The sequence below is a fragment of the Algorimicrobium echini genome (genome assembly GCF_900115185.1).
Lineage (GTDB): Bacteria > Bacteroidota > Bacteroidia > Flavobacteriales > Flavobacteriaceae > Algorimicrobium > Algorimicrobium echini.
Window position 1 is genome coordinate 104,886 of the sequence record NZ_FOVN01000001.1, and the last position, 22,160, is coordinate 127,045.

The window sequence follows — 22,160 nt, forward strand, 5'->3', positions numbered from 1 at the left end:
CGAAACAGCTACTAAAATGAGTTATAAATCAAATCATAGTCTTTCACTAGCAAAACCAGATGCCTATCATACATCCATTAAACAGAAACTATTCCTAGCCATCGGATTACTTGGATTATTCATGATGGGAATTGCACTATTTAATTTAAACATACTTTCTGGTTGGACGCTAACTCTATCGCTTGCTTTGATGACTTTAGGAATTGGTGGTTTTGCTATAGATGCCTATTTAAATAAACCCGAAGGTATAAAAAATGATGGTGTTTGGTTTAAATCTATTTCATCAAGAGGTCTTTGGGGTTGGCTAACAGGTGTTGTATTAACTCTATTTTATATCGTTCTCTATTTTTATCCGCAATATTTAGGTTTAGCAAAAGATGGTAACGAGAACAGCGGATTGGTTGCACTTTTTGACCCATTAAGCCGCCTCTTAAATGGTGGTCCTGCCAGTCAATGGTTTGTTTACGGAACACTTTACACACTAGCTATTTTAGCTTTTGGATTTAAGTTTTTATTAAAATATAGGCACAATCGTTATGAGCAGTTGCGCACGTATTCCGTGATGTTTTTTCAACTAGCTTTTGCTTTTTTAATTCCAGAATTTATGTCCCGTTTAAATTCTGAGACCTTTAGCCTACCTTATTACGATTTAAAAAATATTTGGCCACTGAACTACTATAATTTTGAACAATACCGTGTAGATTCATTTATTAGTGCTGGCAATATTGGTTTAGGATTACTCATTTTTGGTATTGTTTCAATTTTTATTATTACACCTATTCTCACCTACAAATACGGCAAACGCTGGTATTGTTCTTGGGTATGTGGCTGCGGAGGATTAGCAGAAACTGCTGGAGATCCCTTTCGCCACTTGAGTGATAAACGACAAGTAGCATGGAAGATAGAACGTTGGGTTATACACAGTGTATTGGTTTTTGTGGTGCTTATGACTACGGCTGTTATTTATACCTATTTAGGTTATGATTCTGAAAAATACTGGTTAACAAAAGATGTGTTCTTATTATCAGTAGGCTGTTTCTTAACGCTTATTTTTGCTTTAACTATAATTTTTAAACGTCAGGAACTTGGCAAAGACGCACGATATGGTGCCATTGGTTATTTTATAATTATCATATTACTTATTGGATTCCATTACGCTACTAATGGAACAAAACTATTTCTTTTTGAAGCTGAAACTTTGCGCTCCGCTTATGGGTTTCTAATAGGCGCCATTTTTTCAGGTGTTATAGGCACAGGCTTCTATCCTATTTTTGGTAGTAGAGTTTGGTGTCGATTTGGTTGTCCAATGGCTGCTATTTTAGGTTTTCAACAACGTATGTTATCTAAATTTAGAATTACGACTAATGGTGGTCAGTGTATTTCGTGTGGTAATTGTTCTACATATTGTGAAATGGGTATAGACGTGAGGGCTTATGCACAAAAAGGCGAAAACATTGTGCGTTCCAGTTGTGTTGGTTGTGGTATTTGTAGTGCGGTTTGCCCTCGTGGCGTTTTAAAATTAGAAAACGATAGTATGAAAGGTCGTATAAATTCAAACGATATTCTTCTTGGAAATGATGTTGACTTAATGGATTTGATAAATAAAAAGTAACTGGAATAAACACCAACAGCTTTTGGAAATCTGTTCAGTTAAATCCTATTTTTGCACCTTAAAAATAAAATATAAATGCCCAATATAAAAGTCATTATTCCCGCTTTTAATGAAGCGGATTCCATTCCATTGGTAATTAAAGACATTCCAAAATTAGTGACGGAAATTATTGTGGTAAGTAATAGTTCTACAGATGCAACTGAAAAAAATGCTAAAACCGCTGGAGCCACCGTTTTAACCGAAAGCAGAAAAGGCTATGGCTATGCGTGCTTAAAAGGCTTGGACTATGTTGCTCGACAAAACTCCAAAACGGATATTATTGTGTTTTTAGATGGTGATTACAGTGACTATCCAGAAGAGCTGACTAAATTAATTCAACCTATTCTCGATAACAAAGTCGATTTTGTAATTGGAACTCGTGTGAAATATTTACGTGAACAAGGATCAATGACTTTTCCACAAATTTTTGGAAACTGGCTTGCTACAACACTTATGCGCATCATGTTCGGGTCTAAATTCACTGATTTAGGACCCTTCCGAGCTATTAAATATGAGCAATTATTAAAGCTAAATATGCAAGATAAAACCTATGGTTGGACGGTAGAAATGCAGTTAAAAGCACTCAAACAAAATATATTATATACAGAAATCCCTGTATCATACAGAAACAGAATTGGTGTTTCCAAAGTGTCAGGTACAGTTAAAGGCGCTGTTTTGGCAGGTATAAAAATATTAAGTTGGATTTTTAAATACGGTTTTAAAAAATGATTATAGAAGGTATCATAATAACCGTTTATACTTTGGCATTACTTTTAATATTTATCTATGCCTTGGCACAACTGAATTTATTACTCAATTATCTGTCAGCTAAAAAGAAAGACGATAATTCGGTTAAATTCGATTTTAAAAATCCATCTGAAATCCCTTTCGTAACCATTCAACTGCCAATTTACAACGAATTATATGTTGTGGAAGGCCTTTTGGAAAACATTTCAAAAGTAAAATATCCGCAAAATAAATTAGAAATACAGGTTTTAGATGACTCTACTGATGAGTCAACCCAAATTACCATTAAAAAAGTTAAGGAATTACAGCAAACAGGTCTTGATATTAAATACATTCATAGAACCGACAGAACAGGCTTCAAAGCAGGCGCATTAAAAGCAGGGTTAGAATCTGCCAAAGGTGAATATATTGCCATTTTTGATGCCGATTTTTTACCAAAACCCGATTGGCTCTTGCAAACCATTCCATATTTCAAAGACTCAAAAATAGGTGTGGTTCAAACACGTTGGGGACATATTAATAGAAACTATTCCTTGCTTACCAAAATTCAAGCATTTGCTTTAGACACCCATTTTACATTAGAACAAACAGGAAGAAATAGCAAACACCATTTTATAAACTTTAATGGCACAGCTGGTGTGTGGCGGAAAGCTTGTATTCTGGACGCCGGAAATTGGGAAGGTGATACACTTACCGAAGATTTGGATTTAAGTTATCGTGCACAGCTAAAAAAATGGCACTTTAAATACCTAGAAAATGTAGTAACACCTGCTGAATTACCTATAGTTATCAGCGCAGCCCGTTCGCAACAATTTAGATGGAATAAAGGTGGTGCTGAAAACTTTCAAAAAATGTTTTTTAAAATTTTAAAAAGTAAAACCATTTCAGCCAAAACTAAAATACATGGTTTTTTACATTTGTTGAATAGCACCATGTTTTTAAGCATTTTTATTGTAGCCCTTTTGAGCGTACCCATGCTTTATATAAAACATGAGAACGAAACCCTCAAAATATATTTTTATGCTACTAGTTTTTTTGTTATTAGCTCACTAATTTTTTTCATTTGTTATTGGCTTATGTACAAAAAGCTGCATGGTTCAACTCTTAAAAACTTTGTACAATATTTGGTCTTATTTTTTGCCTTTTTTTCCATTGCAATGGGATTATCATTACATAATACTATTGCCGTTTTAGAAGGTCATTTTAGAAAGCGAAGTGATTTTATCCGTACACCCAAATTTAATCTGAATGCCCACACTGATACATGGAAAAATAACATTTATTTAAAACCCAAAGTTTCATTCCAATTTATTGTTGAAGGGTTTTTGATGTGCTATTTCGCTTTTGGTATGTACAGTGCATTTACTGTTGTAAAAGAAGGTGATTTTGGATTATTTCCATTTCATTTGATGTTATTTTTAGGTTTTGGTTACGTTTTTTTTAAGTCGCTTAAAAATTAATGCCTTTCATTACAGCACTCTTAAACTTACGTTAAACAACTCTATTTACTTGTATACGTTGTCTTTTCCTGTTATATTAAAATATGGAAAATATATTAGTAGCAGGTGCTCACGGTACCACTGGAAAAAAAATTATCAATCTTTTATGTGAATCACAATATTTCAAGCCCATTGCTATGGTTAGAGCAGAAGAGCAGATTCCTTTTTTTAAGTCGAAAAATGTTGAAACCGTTTTGGCCAATTTAGAACACGATGTTTCTCCTGCGTTTGAAACACCTATTGATAAAGTCATTTTTGCTGCTGGTTCTGGCGGAAAAAAAGTTGTAGAAGTAGATCAAGAAGGTGCTAAAAAACTGATTGATGCTTCTAAAAAAAATAATATAAGAAAATTTGTTATGTTAAGTTCCATGGGAGCAGATAATCCAGAATCTGTTTCGGAATTACAAGATTATTTAAAGGCGAAACAAAACGCCGATAATCATTTAAAAAAAAGTGGTTTAAATTATACCATTGTTAGGCCTGGGGCTTTAACAAATGGTGAACTACACAATAAAATAGCTTTAGAAGAAAAACTGAATAAGCAAGGTGAAATAAGCCGAAATGATGTGGCGCAAACTTTAGTAAGAACCTTAAATGATGATGTGGCAAATAAAGCCACGTTTGAAATAATAAAAGGCGATACACTTATAGCCGATGCTTTAGATAAAGTTTCTAGAATTGAAGCTTAATTATTCTGAACACTAACAATTAAAAACAATCACCTACGTGGTTGTTTTTTTGTTTAGAGAACATTTGAATCTGTATCTTTAACCCATGCAAATTTCTTATTTCATTAAGCTTTATAAGTTTCAATTGCTACTCACATTATCGGGTTTGCTCTTTTATTGGGCTTTTGCTTATAATTTATCACGTACAGATTCCATTAAGCTACTAACACTGTACGTAGCCTTATTTGTCCTTTCTTATAAGTTGCTACAATTAACTAAACACAACATTCAATTCTTAACATGGATAGCGTTTGGATTTCGAGCCGTTTTTATTTTAGCCATACCAAATCTATCACAAGATTTCTATCGTTTTATTTGGGATGGACGCATGATTTTGGAAGGTTTTAATCCGTATTTATACACACCAGAATCGTTTATTTCAGCTAGCAACTTCCCGATAAATCAAGCCCAGCAACTTTATAATGGTATGGGTTTATTAAACGCCAGCCACTTTACCAATTACCCACCTATCAATCAATTATGCTTTGTTTTAGCAGGTATATTTAGCAGTAAAAGCATTTTAGGATCAGTAATTACATTACGACTAATAATTATTGCTGCTGATTTGGGGATTCTCTATTTTGGAAAGCGCTTACTACGACAGTTTAAGCTCCCAGAACACCTGATATTCTGGTATATTTTAAATCCATTTATAATTATTGAATTAACAGGAAATCTTCATTTTGAAGGCGTCATGTTGTTCTTCCTCATTTGGAGCTTGTATTTACTAGAAAAAAATAAATGGCTATTGGCGGCTATTGTTTTTGCTTGTTCAGTTTCCGTAAAATTAATTCCATTATTATTTTTACCCTTATTTTTTAAATGGTTTAAAAAGGAAGAGACTATAAATTCCAAAACAAAAAGAACAAAAAAAATTAACCTGTTAAAACTACTATCATTTTATAGTATAGTGGGTATAACAACCATCTGTTTCTTTTTGCCGTTTTATTCATCAGAATTTTTGACTAATTACACAAATACTGTTGCTTTATGGTTTCAGAACTTTGAATTTAACGCAAGCATTTATTACCTATTAAGAACAATTGGTTATTGGATTTCTGGTTATAATCAAATAGCCATTATTGGAAAACTAACAGCTATTTTTATTTTTATTTTTGTTGTTAGCCTGGCCATTTTAAAAAAAGTTAATAACACTAAACAGCTTATTGCAACCATGCTTATCGCATTAAGTGTTTACTATTTTACTTCTACAACGGTTCACCCATGGTATGTAGCCACACTAGTTTTATTGAGTGTCTTTACAGACTATAAGTTCCCTCTGGTTTGGAGTTTCATGATTATTTTTAGCTACCTAGCTTATGCTAATTCTAACAACTCTGAAAACCTTTGGATTATTGCGTTTGAATATATAGTAGTTTTTAGCGTATTTTTACTCGATATTTTTAAACCGAAACTGCTTGAAACTAAATTTTCCTAAACTTTTTAGACGATTGCTCCGTATAGTTGCAGCATTATTCGGTTTGTATATTTTGTCGCTAATTTTCATCTATGTTAAGCAAGAGCGTTTCTTTTTTAATCCGAAACATTTAGATGACAATTTTGTTTTTACCTTTAAGGAAGCTTTTGAAGAACTGACTATTCCTACAACAGAGACTGTTTCATTAAATGCACTATTGTTTAAAACCGAACAAACTAGAAAGGGTATTATTGTTTATTTTCATGGTAATGCAGGTGCTATTCATGATTGGGGAAAACGCGCACCACTTTACTTAAATAACGGTTATGATATTTTATTTTTTGATTATCGCAATTATGGAAAAAGTAATGGCAAATATTCTGAAGCACAGGAATTATTTAATGATGGACAGGCAGTTTATAATTACGTAAAAAAACGGTATTCAGAACGTGATATTGTACTTTTAGGATATTCATTGGGCTCTGGAATTGCAGCTTACGTGGCTTCTAAAAACAATCCGAAGCAACTTATTTTAAATGCACCATATTACTCATGGAAAACGCTTATTTCTGAAGAAATTGCACCACCTATTCCCTCCTTTTTAATAAAATATGATATTCCTACCTATCAGTTTATAACAGCTATAAAGTGTCCGATACGTATTTTTTATGGTACACGAGATTTTCTTATTCATCCAGAAACGAATGCTAAAAAATTAAAAAATATAAATCCAGATAATATTACACTTTTTCCTATAATAGATGGTGGACATAATGGATTACACATTACGAAACAGTATTATGATGAATTGAAGCAAATTCTTTAAAAAAACAATTTAGCAATAAACATATCCACCACTTCAATTACAATAAGTATAATAATAATCCACTCCAATCTGCTACTCTCTTTATGGTCCATTATATCCTTAAAAAGTTCTAAATTCTCTTTAATAATATCAATTCTATCATGGATTAGGTTGTATCTATCCTTTAAATCGAAGGTTTGTTTTAAAGCTAAATTTAAGCGATTAAGTTGTTCGTCTTCCCAGGTACTTTCAGGCGAATCAAAAATATATAGGTTTTCGGAAATTTTATTCTTTATGTTTAATATTTTACCAATAACTCGCTTGAGTTGATTACCAGAAATATCTAATTTACCTTTTACTTCAAGGTATTTGGTATGTTTATTAGTTTCAATTAAAAGAGATTCTGTAATGCTAGAGTAGGCATTTAATGCTACAGACTGTGAGGCATTCATTAGAACCAAGCGAATCATTTCTGGATTAACTTCTGGAAGTATCACCTTTTCAAATTCTACTTTTAAGGTATCTTCAATAATATGAACGTGGATTGATTCGGACATGTCAACCGGAATCATTTCCACACAAAATGGTTTTATTTGTTCAATATAATAGGATATTTCATCAGGATTCATGTTAAAAAAACTTACAATACCATAGTGAAAGAGGTACATAAATTTCTCTGGCGTAACTTGATAAAATAATTCGTCACTATCTTGAAACAACAATTGGTATGCCAATTCCTGTTTGCTAAATTTTATATGAATAGTGCTCGCTACTTGATAAGCAACTGCTGTGTACATTACTGTTTAAACGTCTCCGTTGGTTTTTTAAAGCATTTAAACTCTAGCATATAACCATTTGGATCTTGTACAAAAAAGGATTTGTGTTGTCCTATTTTACCTTCTAAAAAAGTGCTTTCCGTAACCAGTTCTAAACCGGAATCTTGAAGTTTATTATAAATGTTTTTCCAAACAATACTATCGACAATCACACCAAAATGAAAAGCTGGTAGAATTTTACCTTCAAACACATAATTTGGATTATTGAAATCGAATTTAGCAGCTTTAATGAAAGTTAATTGATGTCCAAATAAATTGATATCAATCCAGTTTTGGGTGTGCCTACCCATGGTTGCGCCAACACCATTTACATAAAAAGCTTTAGTATCCTTTATGCTTAAGCATGGTAATGACATGTGAAAAGATGTTTCCATATATACAGAAATTAAAGTGGTTTTAAACTCTCAACTCTATAAATCACTAAATCTTCATCGGTAGGATCAGGCACTTCTACAAAAACAATTTTAAACTCCTGATCTATATAATTGTCGTCATTTTTTAAATCGTATTGTTTCAATACGCGTGGATGTACTTCTTCAAAGGCTAATTCTTCTCCGTTATCAAACCAGAAAGTGAAATAACCATTTTCATAAGACTTAAAAACTGCTGTTCTCATTTTAAAATGAATTAATCAATATCATCTTCAACGTCTTCATCCGTGAGTTCAATATCTGGATCTTGAACAGCTTCTGGATCAGAATCATCAAAATCTTCATAATCATCTTCGTCGTAGTTTTCCATCGTTACGGCTAACTTGGTACTCACTTTAACTAAATACTTCGTGTCGCTTGTTGTAACCTCAACAGCTTCTATGATTTCGTTTTTTGCATTTCTGAAGGAAACAATTTGATCTTCATCATAACCATCAGGATATTTTTCAACGAGTAGAGCTAAAATTTCTGGCGTTAACTTTTTAAAGTCTACGATTACACGTTTTAAATTATCATTTCTATTTTTCATTACTTGGGCAATTATTTATACTTTTTTAAAAAAATAAAGTTACTATTTATTGTGATTAATTCGGATAACATCGTAAAAATCTTTTCGTCTGTCTTTCAAATTTTTAACAGCGCCATGCGAATGAAGTTCGCGTAAGAGGCTCAAATCAACGTCAGCTACAAGAATCATTTCAGTATTTGGTGTTGCTTCTGCTTTTATTCCATTACTAGGAAATGAAAAATCGCAAGGTGTAAATACAGCTGATTGCGCATATTGAATATCCATATTATTAACATTTGGTAAGTTACCAACACTACCAGAAATTGCAACATAACATTCATTTTCTACAGCTCGTGCCTGTGCGCATAATCTAACACGTGAGTAGCCGTTTTGAGTATCTGTTAAAAACGGAACAAACAGAATATCCATACCTTCGTCTGCTAATAAACGTGATAATTCTGGAAATTCAGAATCATAACAGATTAAAATACCTATTTTTCCTGAATCGGTTTCAAACGTTTGTAATTTATTACCACGTTGCATACCCCAAACTTTAGCTTCGTCTGGTGTTACATGAATTTTTTCATAACGCTCTACACTCCCATCACGACGACACAAATAACCTACATTATACAAATCGTCACCTACTAATTCAGGCATACTCCCTGAAATAATGTTAATATTGTAAGAAATGGATAATTGTTTCAACTTGTTAACAATGGTTTCGGTAAATTTTGCCAACTCACGAATAGCATCTGGTTCGTGCATGTGATTAAATTCTGCCATTAATGGAGCATTGAAAAATTCTGGAAAAACTGCAAAATCTGAACGGTAAGCAGATACGCTATCAATAAAATATTCCACTTGTTGCATCAATTCATCCAAACCAGAATAGGTTCTCATTTGCCATTGAATAAGGCCTAAACGCACAATTGTTTTAACGGTACTTGCTTTTTTATTTGGTTTGGTATAGTAAATATTATCCCATTCCATTAAAACAGCATATTCATTAGAGGCAGTATCACCTTCTAAATACCCTTTTAAAATACGTACTGGATGAAAATCATTTGAAATTTGAAAGTTTAAAACCGGATCATGGATTTCTTTTCGCTTTACTTTTTCAAAATATTCTTTAGGTGTTAAGTCTTTATGCTGGTGGTAATTTGGCATTCGTCCACCAAAAACAATCCCTTTTAAATTAAGGTTTTCACAAACTTCTTTGCGGTAATCATAAAGACGCCTTCCTAATCGTAGTCCACGGTATTTCGGTTTAATAAACACATCGATACCGTATAACACATCGCCATTTTTGTTGTGATTTTTGAAAGATTCACCAGCTATAATATCCTCATAGGTATGCTCATCGTCAATAGTATCAAAATCAACAATTATGGATAATGCACAGCCTGCAATATCACCATCAATTTTAATAACGACTTGTCCTTCGGGAAATTTTCTGGTTAAATCTTCTATGTGGTGTTTTTTCCAATAGGAATTTAAAACACCTCCATAGGCCTCTAATGTTGCCGATTTTAATTCTTCATAATCGTCAACCGTGAGGTATTTTAATTCAATATTTTCTATTTTTTGCGATTTCATGTTACATTCCTAGCAGGTAAGCAAAAACCAATGGTGCTACAATAGTTGCATCACTTTCAATTATAAATTTTGGCGTATTGATATCTAATTTACCCCAAGTAATTTTTTCGTTTGGTACGGCTCCAGAATAAGAACCATAACTAGTTGTTGAATCACTAATTTGACAAAAATAACTCCAAAAAGGTGTTTCTGTACGCTCCATATCTTGATACAGCATTGGCACAACACATATAGGAAAATCGCCAGCAATACCACCTCCTATTTGGAAGAAACCAATACCGTTTTCTGAGTTATCGGTATACCAGTCTGCTAAAAATGTCATATATTCTATTCCAGATTTCATGGTATTTGCTTTCAATTCGCCTTTTAATACATAGCTAGCAAAAATATTACCCATCGTACTGTCTTCCCATCCTGGACAAATAATTGGCAAGTTTTTTTCGGCAGCCGCATACATCCAAGAATCTTTAATATCAATTTCATAATACTCCTCTAAAACGCCAGAAAGCAGGAGTTTGTACATGTATTCATGTGGTAAATAACGTTCGCCATTAGCTTCGGCATCTTTCCAGATTTTTACAATATGCTCTTGAATTCGTCGGAAAGCTTCTTCCTCTGGAATACAGGTATCAGTAACACGATTTAATCCTTTTTCCAATAAATCCCACTCATCTTGAGGTGTTAAATCGCGATAATTTGGCACACGTTTGTAATGTGAATGTGCTACCAAATTCATAATATCTTCTTCCAGATTTGCTCCTGTACAAGAAATAATTTGCACCTTATCTTGACGTATCATTTCGGCAAATATTTTACCTATTTCAGCTGTACTCATAGCTCCAGCAAGTGACACCAACATTTTAGCGCCATTATTTAACTGTTCTTCATACCCTTTGGCAGCATCTACCAAAGCGGCTGCGTTAAAGTGCAAATAATACTTTTCTATAAATTTTGATATATCTCCTTTAGTTGTCATCGTCTTCATTAAATTTAGAAAATTTGTTCGTGTTTTCTTTTGATTCATTAAAATTATTATCGAAACTATCTTCCGCTGCGTCATCTAAAAACTTATAAGATAACATTTTGTAATATAGCTTGGCTGCTAAAAAATCGGAAGAACGTTCATTTTCATTTGGACATAATTCCACTATGTCAAAGCCTACTACATTCTTTTCAGCAAAAACTTGGCGTAAAAACTCCAGAGTTTCATACCAAAGCAAACCACCAGGCTCTGGTGTTCCTGTACTTGGCATAATGGAGGGATCAAATGCATCCAAATCTATTGTAATGAAAACGTTTTCTGTCATCTGATCGATTGCCGAATCCATCCACGTATCATCTACGGCCATGTCATGAGCAAAATACGTTTTATCGAAATCCATAACGGTTGTTTCGATAACATCCATACTACGAATACCAACTTGAATTAAATTAGCTGTTTGGCTAGCTTCATAAAGTGCGCAAGCATGATTACATGTGCTTCCATGATAGTCTTTACGTAAATCGGCATGGGCATCCAATTGCAAAACTGTTAGGTTATCAAAACATTCGTTAAAAGCTCTAATAGTTCCAATAGAAATAGAATGCTCACCACCAAAAGCCGTTACAAATTTGTTACGCTTAATATATTTTTTTGTCGCCTCATGAACCGCATCTACCATACGTTCTGGCGATTCATTTTCGGTTACAGGTTTTGCTAAATAAACCCCTTGTTTATATACCTCGGTTCCTGTTTCAATATCATAAAGCTCCATATTTTCTGAAGCATTTAAAAAGGCTTCCGGACCTTTATCAGCTCCTTTTTGCCAAGTACTTGTACCGTCATATGGTACGGGAATTAGTACAATTTTTGAGCTTTCTAGTTTAGAATACTGCTCTTCTATTCCTGCATACGTTTTATTGTCCATGGTAACCTAAAATTTTAAGTAAGTCTTCACTTTTTTGTTGTTCGCTAAATAATTTTGTGGTGATGTTGCCATCAGCATCTTTATTAATTAAAATATGTTTTGGTGATGGTATTAAGCAATGCTGTAATCCGCCAAATCCACCAATTGTTTCTTGATAAGCTCCAGTATTAAAAAAACCTATATAAAGTGGTTTATCTTTATTGTATTTTGGCAAATAAATAGCATTCATATGCTGTTCGCTATTATAATAATCATCACTGTCACAGGTTAAGCCTCCTAAAAGCACGCGTTCATAACTATCATACCAGCGGTTAATTGGCAGCATGATAAATCGTTTATTAATAGCCCAAGTATCTGGTAAGGTAGTTATAAATGATGAGTTAATCATGTTCCACTTTTCACGATCGTTTTGTTGTTTTTGGTATAATACCTCATAAATAGCACCACCACTTTCGCCAACAGTAAAACTTCCAAACTCTGTAAAGATATTTGGTACAGCTACATCTTCATTTTCGCAAGCTAATTTTATCTGATTAATAATTTCATCAATCATATACTCATAATCAAAATCAAACGCTAGTGAATTTTTTATGGGAAATCCACCACCAATATTCAAGCTGTCTAGTGAAGGGCAAATTTTCTTTAAACTGGTGTACACTTTTAAACACTTTGCCAATTCATTCCAATAATAAGCATTATCACGAATACCTGTATTAATGAAAAAGTGCAGCATTTTAAGCTTTACTTTTTTATTGTCTTGAATTTGATTTTTATAAAAAGGCACAATATTTTTGTAGCCAATACCTAGCCGTGAGGTATAGAACTCAAATTTTGGTTCTTCTTCTGATGCAATACGAATTCCAATATTATATTTGCCATTAATTTCTTCTGAAAGCAAGTCAATTTCCTCATAATTATCAATAATAGGAATACAGTTTTTCTGTCCGTTATTAATTAACCTTGCAATATTGGTTACGTATTGAGATCGTTTAAACCCATTGCTAATAACATAGGTTTTATCTGTAATTTTACCTTCGGCTTTTAGGCTTTCAACAATATCTATATCAAAAGCTGATGATGTTTCTATATGAATATCATTTGTTAAGGCTTCATCTAAAACATGCTTAAAGTGCGAACTTTTAGTACAGTAACAATAATTATACTTGCCTTTGTATTTATTATTTTTTATGGCTTTTGCAAACCAACCTTTAGCACGTTGAATATTGTTGGATATTTGTGGCAAGTAGGTAAATTTTAAAGGCGCTCCATAATCTTCAACCAATTGCATTAGGTCTACATCGTGGAATTCTAGGGTTTTATCTTCCAGTTTGAATTCTTCTTGTGGAAAATCAAAAGTTTGACTGATTAAGTCAATATATTTTGTGTTCATTAATTTTGATGTTTAAAATTTAAAGGTACGAACTGATTTTTTTTTCAGCGATAATATAACATTAAATTATAAAACTATCAAACTTGAATTTGAGGATGAGTCGTAGGAATAAAGCCAAATAAATGTTGGCTTGAAGCAATATAAGAAACGGAAGTTAGCTCTAAAATTCGGTTACTTAATCTGTAAGCGGCTTTTGAAAATGACTTCCTGAAAGTCAAAAGCCCGAAAATAAAAACAGTTTTCAATTTGTTCAGCTAAATGCTCTGCAAATGAAATATATTTTTTTGAATTTCAGGCTTTTTTTGTTTATTTTTTTTAATGCGTCAACCTGCTGTTTTACAACATTTTAAGCGTGTTAATCTCTTGAATTGTAAGATGTTTCCAATGACCTCTTGGAATATCTTTCTTGGTAAGATGGGCAATGGCTACACAATCAATTTTGATTATATCGTATTTTAAATACTCAAAGATGGTACGGATAATTGTATTACCTGTATTTTTAATCTTCAAACCAATTAAATTTTTACTCTGACCTTCAATATAGCTAATCTCTTCAACAGGGACCAATTTACCATCAATTTTTAAACCTTCTTGAATACTCTTTAGGTCTTCAAATTTTAGGTTTTTATCCAATTCCACTTGAAATAAACGTGCAACACCATGTTTAGAATTTGTAAATTTCTTTACTATATCTTCATCATTAGTAAATAATAATAAACCGGTTGAATTTCGCCCTAAACGTCCTATTGGCTTAATACGCGAATCGGTAGCGTTTGCCACTAAATCCATAACCGTTCTTCCTTTTCCTTCGCTAGTTGTTGTAGCAAAACCTTTTGGTTTGTTCAATAAAACATAGGCTTTTTTTTCAGGGTTTATACGTCTGCCATCGTAACGAACATCGTCTTCTAGTTTTACTTTATAACCCATTTCTACAACCGTTTTTCCATTAACGGTTACGAGTCCTATAGCAATATGCTCATCGGCCTCTCTACGGGAACAAATTCCAGAATTAGCAATGTATTTATTTAATCGGATTTCTCCAGAATCACTTTTTTTATTGGCTACGGATTTCGGTTTTACAGGCGCATTTCCTCTGGCAAAACTTTTACTTTTATTGTTATTTGCTCCTCTACCAGAAACTTTATCCTTTCCGTTTTGCTGTCCTCTTCCTGCGGATTTTCCTTTTCCGCCACTTCCTTGCTGTCTGCTCATGATTACTAAATTTTAGGCAAAGGTAATACAATAGTTGACATTTTAATGTATTAACCATCAGATTCAATGAGCTAAACTGCGATTAAAAATTTACTATAGAATTCTAGAAAGCACCAAATCCACATTAATTAGAAGAATGCTAAAAACACCTGCTACAATAATGAACTTTAAAATATTATGAAGTATGAGATAATGTGTTTTTGTTTTAGACAGCCAAAGCAATAAAAGAAATATAACAAGTAATAAAACACAGGTATAGAAAAATAGATACATATGGCCAATTTCAAATTTATACAATACCAAATAGCTTGGAATTAATGTGAGTAATGTTAAAACCGTAAGCATAATTTTTGATACCTTTTCGCCGTAAACAACTGGAATTGTATGATAGTTCTGAACCAAATCACCTTTTATGTTTTCTAAATCTTTGGTAAGTTCACGCATGGAAATTATTAAAAACAGAAACGTAGCATGTACAAAAATAACCGTCTCGAAATTCCGGTAGTAAATAAAAATGGCAAAAAATGGCGTGATGGTTAAAATAGCCGATGTTAAATTTCCAATAAAGGGTAATTTCTTGAGCTTATGCGAATAAAACCAAATACCAAAAATATAGAACGAAAAGAAAATTACAGCTTTAAACGACACATAACTAGCCATAATTACGGCTAAAAAATTCAATAAAAAATAAAAGGAAAGTTTTGTATTCTGACTTACCAATCGGTCGAGTTGCGACTTATAAGGCCTGTTTATTAAATCTTTTTCAGAATCATAAAAACTATTAATAATATAACCCCCTGCTATAGTTGCAGCTGATGCTAAAACAAGCATAAATAGGTTTAAATCGAAAATAACATCACGCAAAGGCAAGTCATGCGCCAAAATATAAATTGCTGTAAGGTATTGAGCAATAATTATAATTAGAATGTTATACCCACGTATAACCGAAAACAGACTAAAAAATTTTAGTAATATATGTTTTTGTCTGCGAGAAAACATGTGGATAAATTTAGAAGTTATAAACGACTTCTAACTTATAATTGGAAAGCGATTTTTTAGCGCGATCAATATCTTCGGTAAAACCTAAAATATAACCACCTCCACCAGAACCACAAAGTTTTAAATAATACTCATTGGTCTCGATGCCTTTCTGCCAAAGCTCATGAAACTGCAACGGAATCATTGGCTTAAAATGATTCAACACCACTTTAGATAATTGCTTGGTATTCTTAAAAAGTGATTTCACATCGCCTTTTAGAAAATCATCCACACAGGCATCTGTATGTTTTATGAACTGATTTTTAAGCATATTACGGAAACCTTCTTGTTTCATATTCTCCATAAAAATACGCACCATTGGAGCTGTCTCGCCAACCACACCACTATCTAATAAAAAAACAGCGCCTTTTCCATCTGCTGTTTGCGACGGAATTCCAGTAGCCTCTATATTATCTTGAGAGTTGATAAGAATTGGAATACTTAAATAACTATTTAACGGATCGAGACCCGAAGACTTTCCATGGAAAAAGGATTCCATTTCAGAAAAAATAGTTTTTAATTGAATGAGTTTTTCACGCGTTAAATTTTCTAAAACAGTGATTTTATTTTGAGCATACTGATCATAAATTGCAGCAACTAAAGCACCACTACTACCAACACCATACCCTTGCGGAATAGACGAATCAAAATACATGCCTGCTTCCACATCTGCTTTTAAAGATGTAATATCAAAAGTGACTAACTCAGGGTTAATCTGCTCTAAATATTCAGCAAAACGCTTTAAACTTAAATTAGATTTAATAGAGGATTCTGTTGGGTTTTCGGCCACCTTTAAAGCACCATTATAAAAATTATATGGTATAGATAAACCTTTGGAATCTTTAATGATTCCATACTCTCCAAAGAGTAATATTTTTGAGTAAAAAAGGGGTCCTTTCATAAGCCAGTTTTCAGTAATCAGTATTCAGCACTCTGAAACTATATTACAAAGATACGTAATAAATTATATTTGATTAGCACCAAAACCAATTTGGTCTGAAATAAAATGTTGGTTTTGACAATATGTAACAAGCTCGTTCTTAATAAATTCTAGAATTGGAGCGGCATCACGTTTTGGATATAACACATGCACATTTGCTCCAGCATCTAATGTAAAACTAATTGGTAAACCCGTTTTTTCACGGAAACCCCAAATAGCATTTATGACTTTTAAGGTGTTTGGTTTCATTAAAATAAAGTATGGCATACTGGTCATCATCATAGCATGAAGTGTTAAGGCTTCACTTTCAACCAATCCAATGAATGCATCCAAATCGCCTGATTTTAAAATCAATTTCAGTTTTTCTAGATTATCATGGGCTTGTTGAAACCGGTTTTGCGCATACGGATGATTATGCATTAGATTGTGACCAACCGAACTACTCACCTGCTTTTCGCCTTTATCGACTAATAAAATAGTATCTTGATACTCTTTAAAAATGTCATGAACTGGATACGGGTATTTTGTTCCAAATAAATTGCTACTACCTTCCACGACCTTCGTTTCGCCCCAAACAATTAAATCGCCTTCAATACTTCGGCAAGCGGAACCAGATCCTAAACGTGCTAAAAAAGATGCTTTTTGGCTGAAGTATTTTTCATTATAAGACCTCTCAACTACGTTCAAGGTGACCTCTTTTTCCATAATTTGTTTTTCAACACTCATTAAACACAAAGCCAACGCACTCATTCCTGATGCAGACGATGCAATTCCAGAACTATGCGGAAAGGTGTTTTTAGTTTCAATAGTAAAATGATAATCTTTTATAAACGGTAAATACTGCTCCACACGTTCAAAAAAGGTTTGAATTTTTGGCTTAAAGTCTTCATTTTTATTACCATCTAAAAAAACATCAAAAGAAAAAGTATCATTAGTCTCTTTCGCTTTAAACGAAAGCGTGGTAATGGTTTTACAATGACTTAATGTAAAGCTGATTGAAGGATTTTCAGGAATTTGATTTTTACGTTTTCCCCAATATTTAATTAAAGCAATATTACTAGGTGATTCCCAAGCAACTTGACCGTTTGGACGTGTTTCTGAAAAATTTTCTGGAATGAAATGTTGTTCTGTCATCGACTCATTTTATGCTGACAAAGATAGTAACTTTAGCATTGTGTTGTAGTTTCTGGCTGTAGCAATTGTATTTAATTTTCGTTCGAAAAGATTTACATTGAATTTTGCGCGACCAAAACCCTTTTCACAATACCAATACATACAGTCGTTTATAATGTGGTATGCTTCACCTTCGTAAACTTTTTCTGAAGCTTCACGCACTAAATCAGCATCTGGTGTTTTATGAAGCATGATAAAATAACTGGCTTTCTTTTTTTCTTCGGAAAAGGGACTCGCCTTAAAAATACGTTCCAATTCAACTCGTGTTTTAACTAAAACTGAAACCTCAAAACCGAAATGTTTTAAAATAACTGCTGTAATATCCGATTCTATTCTTGCGATATCTTTGGTTGCAGATTCTAAAATAACATTCCCACTTTGGATATAGGTTTTCACATTTTTAAATCCTGATGTGGTTAATAAATTTCGTAAATCCGCCATCGGAACTTTTTTATGTCCACCAACGTTAATCCCTTTTAAAAGCACGATGTATATTCCCATTCCTAGAAATTTTGTGATTTGTTTAAAATATTTAAAATAACGATTTCGTTGTTAAAGACGGCATAATGAATTGTATGATTAAAATATTCAAGATGCACTAACCTTACATTATTATAGCGAATTTATATAGATTTAGCCACAATAAAAGCGCCAGTCCAAGCATTCTGAAAATTAAAACCACCAGTAACCGCATCGATATTTAAAACTTCACCTGCAAAATACAGGTTTTTATGAAGGCGACTTTCAAAAGTTTTGAAGTTAATTTCTTTTAAATTAATCCCTCCAGCTGTTACAAATTCATCTTTAAACGTACTTTTTCCAGTAACCTGAAAAATAGCGCTAGTCAATTGATTACTCAAATCTTCCAATTGTTGCTTGTTTAAATCTGCCCATCGGTCAGCTTCCAAAATTCCTGCAGCTAAAACCAATTTTCGCCATAAGCGTTTTGGCAAATCCAATTGTGCCGCTTTATAAACGGTTTTTTTTGCCAATTGCTGTTTACATTCCTTTAATATATTCAAACAATCATTAAAAGATTGCTTAATAAAATTTATTTCTATTTTAAAATTATAATTCCGTTTTGCTAATTCTAAAGCACCAAAGGCAGATAATTTTAAGATAGCTGGTGCACTCATTCCAACATGGGTAATAAGCAAAGGCCCTTCAGAGTATAAATCTGTTCCAACAACAGAAACACTAACGTCTGGCGCTACTACCCCTGGAATATCTAGGATCCGTTCATCTTGAATATCAAAGGTAAATAAAGAGGGAACAGGTGGCACAACGGTATGCCCTAAACCTTCCAATAATTTCCAAAACTTGACAGAACTACCTGTTGCTATAAGTAGTTTATCAGCTTTATAAATTTCATCTTTTGTTGAAACAAGGAAACCTTCAGAATTATTTTGAACGGCAATTGCCGTAACATTCTGACTATACTGCACGTTAACTTGTCGCGCTTGCGCTTCTTTTAAGAAACAATCAATAATTGTTTGCGATGTGTTTGAAACTGGAAACATGCGGCCATCGTCTTCAATTTTCAATTCCACGCCTCGTTTTTCAAACCAGGAAATTGTATCACCTGTCATGAATTGGTGGAAGGGTCCTAATAATTCCTTCTCACCTCGTGGGTAGTTCTGTGTTAATTCAGCAGGTATAAATTCAGCATGAGTAACATTGCAACGGCCTCCTCCCGAAATTTTCACCTTTTGCAAACCTTCTTTCGCTTTTTCTAAAATAGTGATGGATAAATCTGGGTTTAATTCCGCCATGTTAATGGCTGCAAAAAAACCTGCTGCACCACCTCCTATTATAAGTACGTCTTGTTGTTTCATATTTTATCTGGCACATCGGAAATAATACCATTTACACCATACTGCTTCATACGTAAAATGGTATCCGCATCATTAACCGTCCAGGTATTAACTTCAAAACCTAAACTTTGGGCCAATTTCACGTTATCTTTTGTTAATAAAGCAAAGTTAGGATGAATTATTTTAGCTTGAATGGTCTTTGCAAACTCTACAGCTTCAGTTACGCTTGCTTTTGTTAAAACTGCTAACGGGATATTTTTATTGGTTTGAAACATGGTTTCTAATTCGGTATGTTGAAAACTGGATACAATAAAATCTGTATCATCCCATCCACGATTCTGAACATAATTACTTACTATTTCACAGGTTTTTATGGCTGTATTTTTTCCTTTTAGCTCAATATTCAGTAGGCATTTTTTATCAATTAAATTTAATACTTCCTCTAACGTTGGAATTTGAAAACCACCATTTACTATTAACTCCTTCAAAGCTTTCAGCGTTTGTTTTCCAACTTCACCGGTTCCATTAGTCATTCTATCCAATGTAAAATCATGAAAAACGACTAATTCACCAGAAGCGCACAGATGTACATCTATTTCAATACCATCCACATTAAAGTTTAATGCTTTTTCAATAGACTCCAGAGTATTTTCAGCCAAATACCCTTTAGCACCTCGATGACCAAAAACACGTGTTGAAGCATTCTGCATATTCAAAATTTTTAGTGTCACTTTATGTTTGTAAATTTAGGCTAAAATATACAGGATTTGAAAATTAAAACCATGCTTACTCTATTCATTGCAACATTTATAGCTTGCCAAAATGGAAACCCGAAAGTCATTGCCAACTTACCAAGTAGCTTACCAGAAGTTTCTGCAATTGAAAAAACAACAACAAGTAACTTATTTTGGGTAATTCAAGATGCTGGAAATAACAACCATATTTATGGGTTAGACAACCAAGGAAATATTAAAGCCGATATTACTGTAAAAAATGCCAAAAATAGAGATTGGGAAGATTTGACTTCGGATAACGAAGGCAATTTATATATTGGTGATTTTGGAAACAACCATAAAGATGAAACGCATTTCACCATTATAAAAATAATAAATCCTCAAGCTAATATTAAAAATACCAAAGCCGAATTTATTCATTTCAGCTTACCTAAAGATGTTAAAACCAAAGATTTTGAAGCCTTTTTTGTTCATCACGGTTATTTTTATGTGTTTAGTAAAGAAACCAAAAAATTTATGACTTTAAAAATACCTAACCGTATTGGAAGTCACGAAGCCGAGGTTATTTCTGAATTCAATTTAAACGGGAAAAACAATAAAATTACATCTGCGGCTATGAGTCAAGATGGCAAACGCATGTATTTACTAAATCATGATAAAGTATGGGAGATTTCAGGTTTTGATAATGACAACTTTTTTAAAGGTAAAATAACAAGCATCCCTTTTGATCATAACACCCAAAAAGAGGGCGTTTTTGAAATTAACAACACACTATATATTACCGATGAATACAAGAAAAATGAAGGCGGAAACCTATATGAGTTACCTTTAGATTAAGACTTCGTAATTGAACGCATTAAACCCTCCTGCGCAACAGAAGCCACAAGAGTTCCTTCTCGAGTAAAAATATTGCCTTTAGCAAATCCTCTTGCATTTCCCGTGCTCGGTGATTCTAACGAAAATAATAACCAATCGTTCAAATCAAAATCGCGAAAAAACCACATGGAATGATCTAAACTAGCGGTTAATAAATTCCCCCAATGTGCTTTACTAGCGTGTGGCTGGATAGCCACAGATAAAATATTGTAATCTGAAATATAGGTTAAAATTTGCTGTTTAATAGCCAACTCTAAATTACCAATATTACCTTTTAGTTTAAACCATATATCTGTAAAAGGAGGTAAATCTTTTCTATCTAGAGGATTTGGAATATGTGTTGGTTTAAATTCTACAGGTCGCGGAATTTCTAAAAATGTTTTAGTCTTTGGCGGTAACATGCTTCCATATTCATTTAGAATATCGGACCAACTCATAAGGTCTTCGGGCTGTTTAATATCCGACTTCATAGCTATTTGATGCGCATATCCTTCCTCGTCTTTATGAAATGAGGCTGATAAAATAAAAATAGTTTGCTCATTCTGACTGGCCGTTACACGACGTACCGAAAAACTGCCTCCATTACGCATAACACTCACGTCGTAATGTATTGGATAATCTAAATGGCCTGCTTCTAAAAAATAAGCGTGTAAGGAGTGTAACACACGATGATTATCTATGGTTCTATAGGCGGCATTTAAAGCCTGCGCCAGAACTTGACCACCAAAAACATTAGGACTTCCAACAGTCTTACTGACACCTTCAAATTGATTGTCTTTAAGATGTGTTAATTGAAGTATTTGTAATAAGTTATTTACTGAATTCATGTTCATTATTTTTTACAAAGTATTATTT

General features: G+C 33.1%; 23 protein-coding genes. 7 read left to right on the top strand and 16 right to left on the bottom strand.

What is annotated here, in order from left to right:
* Positions 1 to 16: 16 nt before the first annotated feature.
* The 6 genes from BM239_RS00520 (at position 17) to BM239_RS00545 (ending at position 6,868) form a co-directional block, all read left to right on the top strand.
* A complete protein-coding gene (locus BM239_RS00520) occupies positions 17 to 1,612 on the top strand; it encodes a 4Fe-4S binding protein (protein ID WP_092205707.1) in 1,596 nt (531 codons plus the stop codon).
* Between the two features lie 75 nt (positions 1,613 to 1,687).
* Positions 1,688 to 2,380 (top strand): glycosyltransferase family 2 protein, encoded by a 693-nt coding sequence (locus tag BM239_RS00525; protein ID WP_092205708.1) that lies wholly within the window; start codon positions 1,688 to 1,690, stop codon positions 2,378 to 2,380.
* Positions 2,377 to 3,858, top strand: coding sequence for a cellulose synthase family protein (locus BM239_RS00530; protein WP_092205709.1), 1,482 nt, complete (start codon positions 2,377 to 2,379; stop codon positions 3,856 to 3,858). The genes BM239_RS00525 and BM239_RS00530 overlap by 4 nt, the downstream gene beginning before the upstream one ends.
* A gap of 83 nt (positions 3,859 to 3,941) precedes the next feature.
* Positions 3,942 to 4,586 carry an SDR family oxidoreductase gene (locus BM239_RS00535; protein ID WP_092205710.1) on the top strand — a complete coding sequence of 215 codons (645 nt, stop codon included), beginning with the start codon at positions 3,942 to 3,944 and terminating at the stop codon, positions 4,584 to 4,586.
* Positions 4,587 to 4,671: 85 nt separating this feature from the next.
* A complete protein-coding gene (locus BM239_RS00540) occupies positions 4,672 to 6,063 on the top strand; it encodes an MptA/MptB family glycosyltransferase (protein WP_092205711.1) in 1,392 nt (463 codons plus the stop codon).
* Positions 6,044 to 6,868 (top strand): alpha/beta hydrolase, encoded by an 825-nt coding sequence (locus BM239_RS00545; protein ID WP_092205712.1) that lies wholly within the window; start codon positions 6,044 to 6,046, stop codon positions 6,866 to 6,868. Before BM239_RS00540 ends, BM239_RS00545 begins: the two co-directional genes overlap by 20 nt.
* Here BM239_RS00545 and BM239_RS00550 read toward each other — a convergent pair.
* The 15 genes from BM239_RS00550 to BM239_RS00620 all read right to left on the bottom strand — a co-directional run bounded on the left by BM239_RS00550 (position 6,865) and on the right by BM239_RS00620 (position 20,405).
* Positions 6,865 to 7,644, bottom strand: a complete 780-nt coding sequence (locus tag BM239_RS00550; protein WP_092205713.1) for an RMD1 family protein — start codon at positions 7,642 to 7,644, stop codon at positions 6,865 to 6,867. The two genes, BM239_RS00545 and BM239_RS00550, sit on opposite strands and share 4 nt — an antisense overlap.
* Complete coding sequence (locus BM239_RS00555; protein WP_245758159.1) at positions 7,644 to 8,039, bottom strand: VOC family protein; 396 nt, start codon at positions 8,037 to 8,039, stop codon at positions 7,644 to 7,646. The genes BM239_RS00550 and BM239_RS00555 overlap by 1 nt, the downstream gene beginning before the upstream one ends.
* 29 nt (positions 8,040 to 8,068) lie before the next feature.
* On the bottom strand, positions 8,069 to 8,299 hold the full coding sequence (locus BM239_RS00560; RefSeq protein WP_092205715.1) for a hypothetical protein: 231 nt from the start codon (positions 8,297 to 8,299) through the stop codon (positions 8,069 to 8,071).
* A gap of 11 nt (positions 8,300 to 8,310) precedes the next feature.
* Entirely contained in the window at positions 8,311 to 8,643 is a 333-nt protein-coding gene (locus BM239_RS00565; RefSeq protein ID WP_092205716.1) for a hypothetical protein, read from the bottom strand.
* Between the two features lie 42 nt (positions 8,644 to 8,685).
* The gene (locus tag BM239_RS00570) at positions 8,686 to 10,221 is read right to left on the bottom strand and encodes a bifunctional GNAT family N-acetyltransferase/carbon-nitrogen hydrolase family protein (RefSeq protein ID WP_092205717.1); all 1,536 of its coding nucleotides are present in this window, start codon (positions 10,219 to 10,221) and stop codon (positions 8,686 to 8,688) included.
* A gap of 1 nt (position 10,222) precedes the next feature.
* Positions 10,223 to 11,197 (bottom strand): deoxyhypusine synthase family protein, encoded by a 975-nt coding sequence (locus BM239_RS00575; RefSeq protein WP_092205718.1) that lies wholly within the window; start codon positions 11,195 to 11,197, stop codon positions 10,223 to 10,225.
* Positions 11,187 to 12,128, bottom strand: a complete 942-nt coding sequence (gene speB / locus BM239_RS00580) for an agmatinase (protein ID WP_092205719.1) — start codon at positions 12,126 to 12,128, stop codon at positions 11,187 to 11,189. The genes BM239_RS00575 and speB overlap by 11 nt, the downstream gene beginning before the upstream one ends.
* Positions 12,118 to 13,518: a type III PLP-dependent enzyme domain-containing protein gene (locus BM239_RS00585; protein ID WP_092205720.1), complete on the bottom strand. Its 1,401-nt coding sequence runs from the start codon at positions 13,516 to 13,518 to the stop codon at positions 12,118 to 12,120. The genes speB and BM239_RS00585 overlap by 11 nt, the downstream gene beginning before the upstream one ends.
* Positions 13,519 to 13,854: 336 nt before the next feature.
* Positions 13,855 to 14,730 carry a pseudouridine synthase gene (locus BM239_RS00590; RefSeq protein WP_092205721.1) on the bottom strand — a complete coding sequence of 292 codons (876 nt, stop codon included), beginning with the start codon at positions 14,728 to 14,730 and terminating at the stop codon, positions 13,855 to 13,857.
* A gap of 93 nt (positions 14,731 to 14,823) precedes the next feature.
* A complete protein-coding gene (locus BM239_RS00595; protein WP_092205722.1) occupies positions 14,824 to 15,729 on the bottom strand; it encodes a geranylgeranylglycerol-phosphate geranylgeranyltransferase in 906 nt (301 codons plus the stop codon).
* A gap of 10 nt (positions 15,730 to 15,739) precedes the next feature.
* The gene (locus BM239_RS00600; RefSeq protein ID WP_092205723.1) at positions 15,740 to 16,669 is read right to left on the bottom strand and encodes a mevalonate kinase family protein; all 930 of its coding nucleotides are present in this window, start codon (positions 16,667 to 16,669) and stop codon (positions 15,740 to 15,742) included.
* Between the two features lie 63 nt (positions 16,670 to 16,732).
* On the bottom strand, positions 16,733 to 17,842 hold the full coding sequence (locus BM239_RS00605; RefSeq protein ID WP_092205724.1) for a diphosphomevalonate decarboxylase: 1,110 nt from the start codon (positions 17,840 to 17,842) through the stop codon (positions 16,733 to 16,735).
* A 9-nt stretch (positions 17,843 to 17,851) separates the two neighbouring features.
* Positions 17,852 to 18,382: a DUF1697 domain-containing protein gene (locus BM239_RS00610; RefSeq protein WP_092205725.1), complete on the bottom strand. Its 531-nt coding sequence runs from the start codon at positions 18,380 to 18,382 to the stop codon at positions 17,852 to 17,854.
* A gap of 122 nt (positions 18,383 to 18,504) precedes the next feature.
* Positions 18,505 to 19,716 carry a BaiN/RdsA family NAD(P)/FAD-dependent oxidoreductase gene (locus tag BM239_RS00615; protein WP_092205726.1) on the bottom strand — a complete coding sequence of 404 codons (1,212 nt, stop codon included), beginning with the start codon at positions 19,714 to 19,716 and terminating at the stop codon, positions 18,505 to 18,507.
* Positions 19,713 to 20,405 (bottom strand): glycerophosphodiester phosphodiesterase, encoded by a 693-nt coding sequence (locus BM239_RS00620; protein ID WP_092205727.1) that lies wholly within the window; start codon positions 20,403 to 20,405, stop codon positions 19,713 to 19,715. The genes BM239_RS00615 and BM239_RS00620 overlap by 4 nt, the downstream gene beginning before the upstream one ends.
* Before the next feature lie 72 nt (positions 20,406 to 20,477).
* Here BM239_RS00620 and BM239_RS00625 point away from each other — a divergent pair, with 72 nt between their 5' ends.
* The gene (locus tag BM239_RS00625) at positions 20,478 to 21,266 is read left to right on the top strand and encodes a hypothetical protein (protein WP_143094864.1); all 789 of its coding nucleotides are present in this window, start codon (positions 20,478 to 20,480) and stop codon (positions 21,264 to 21,266) included.
* Here BM239_RS00625 and BM239_RS00630 read toward each other — a convergent pair.
* Positions 21,263 to 22,132, bottom strand: coding sequence for an acyl-CoA thioesterase (locus tag BM239_RS00630; protein ID WP_092205729.1), 870 nt, complete (start codon positions 22,130 to 22,132; stop codon positions 21,263 to 21,265). The two genes, BM239_RS00625 and BM239_RS00630, sit on opposite strands and share 4 nt — an antisense overlap.
* Positions 22,133 to 22,160: the final 28 nt, after the last annotated feature.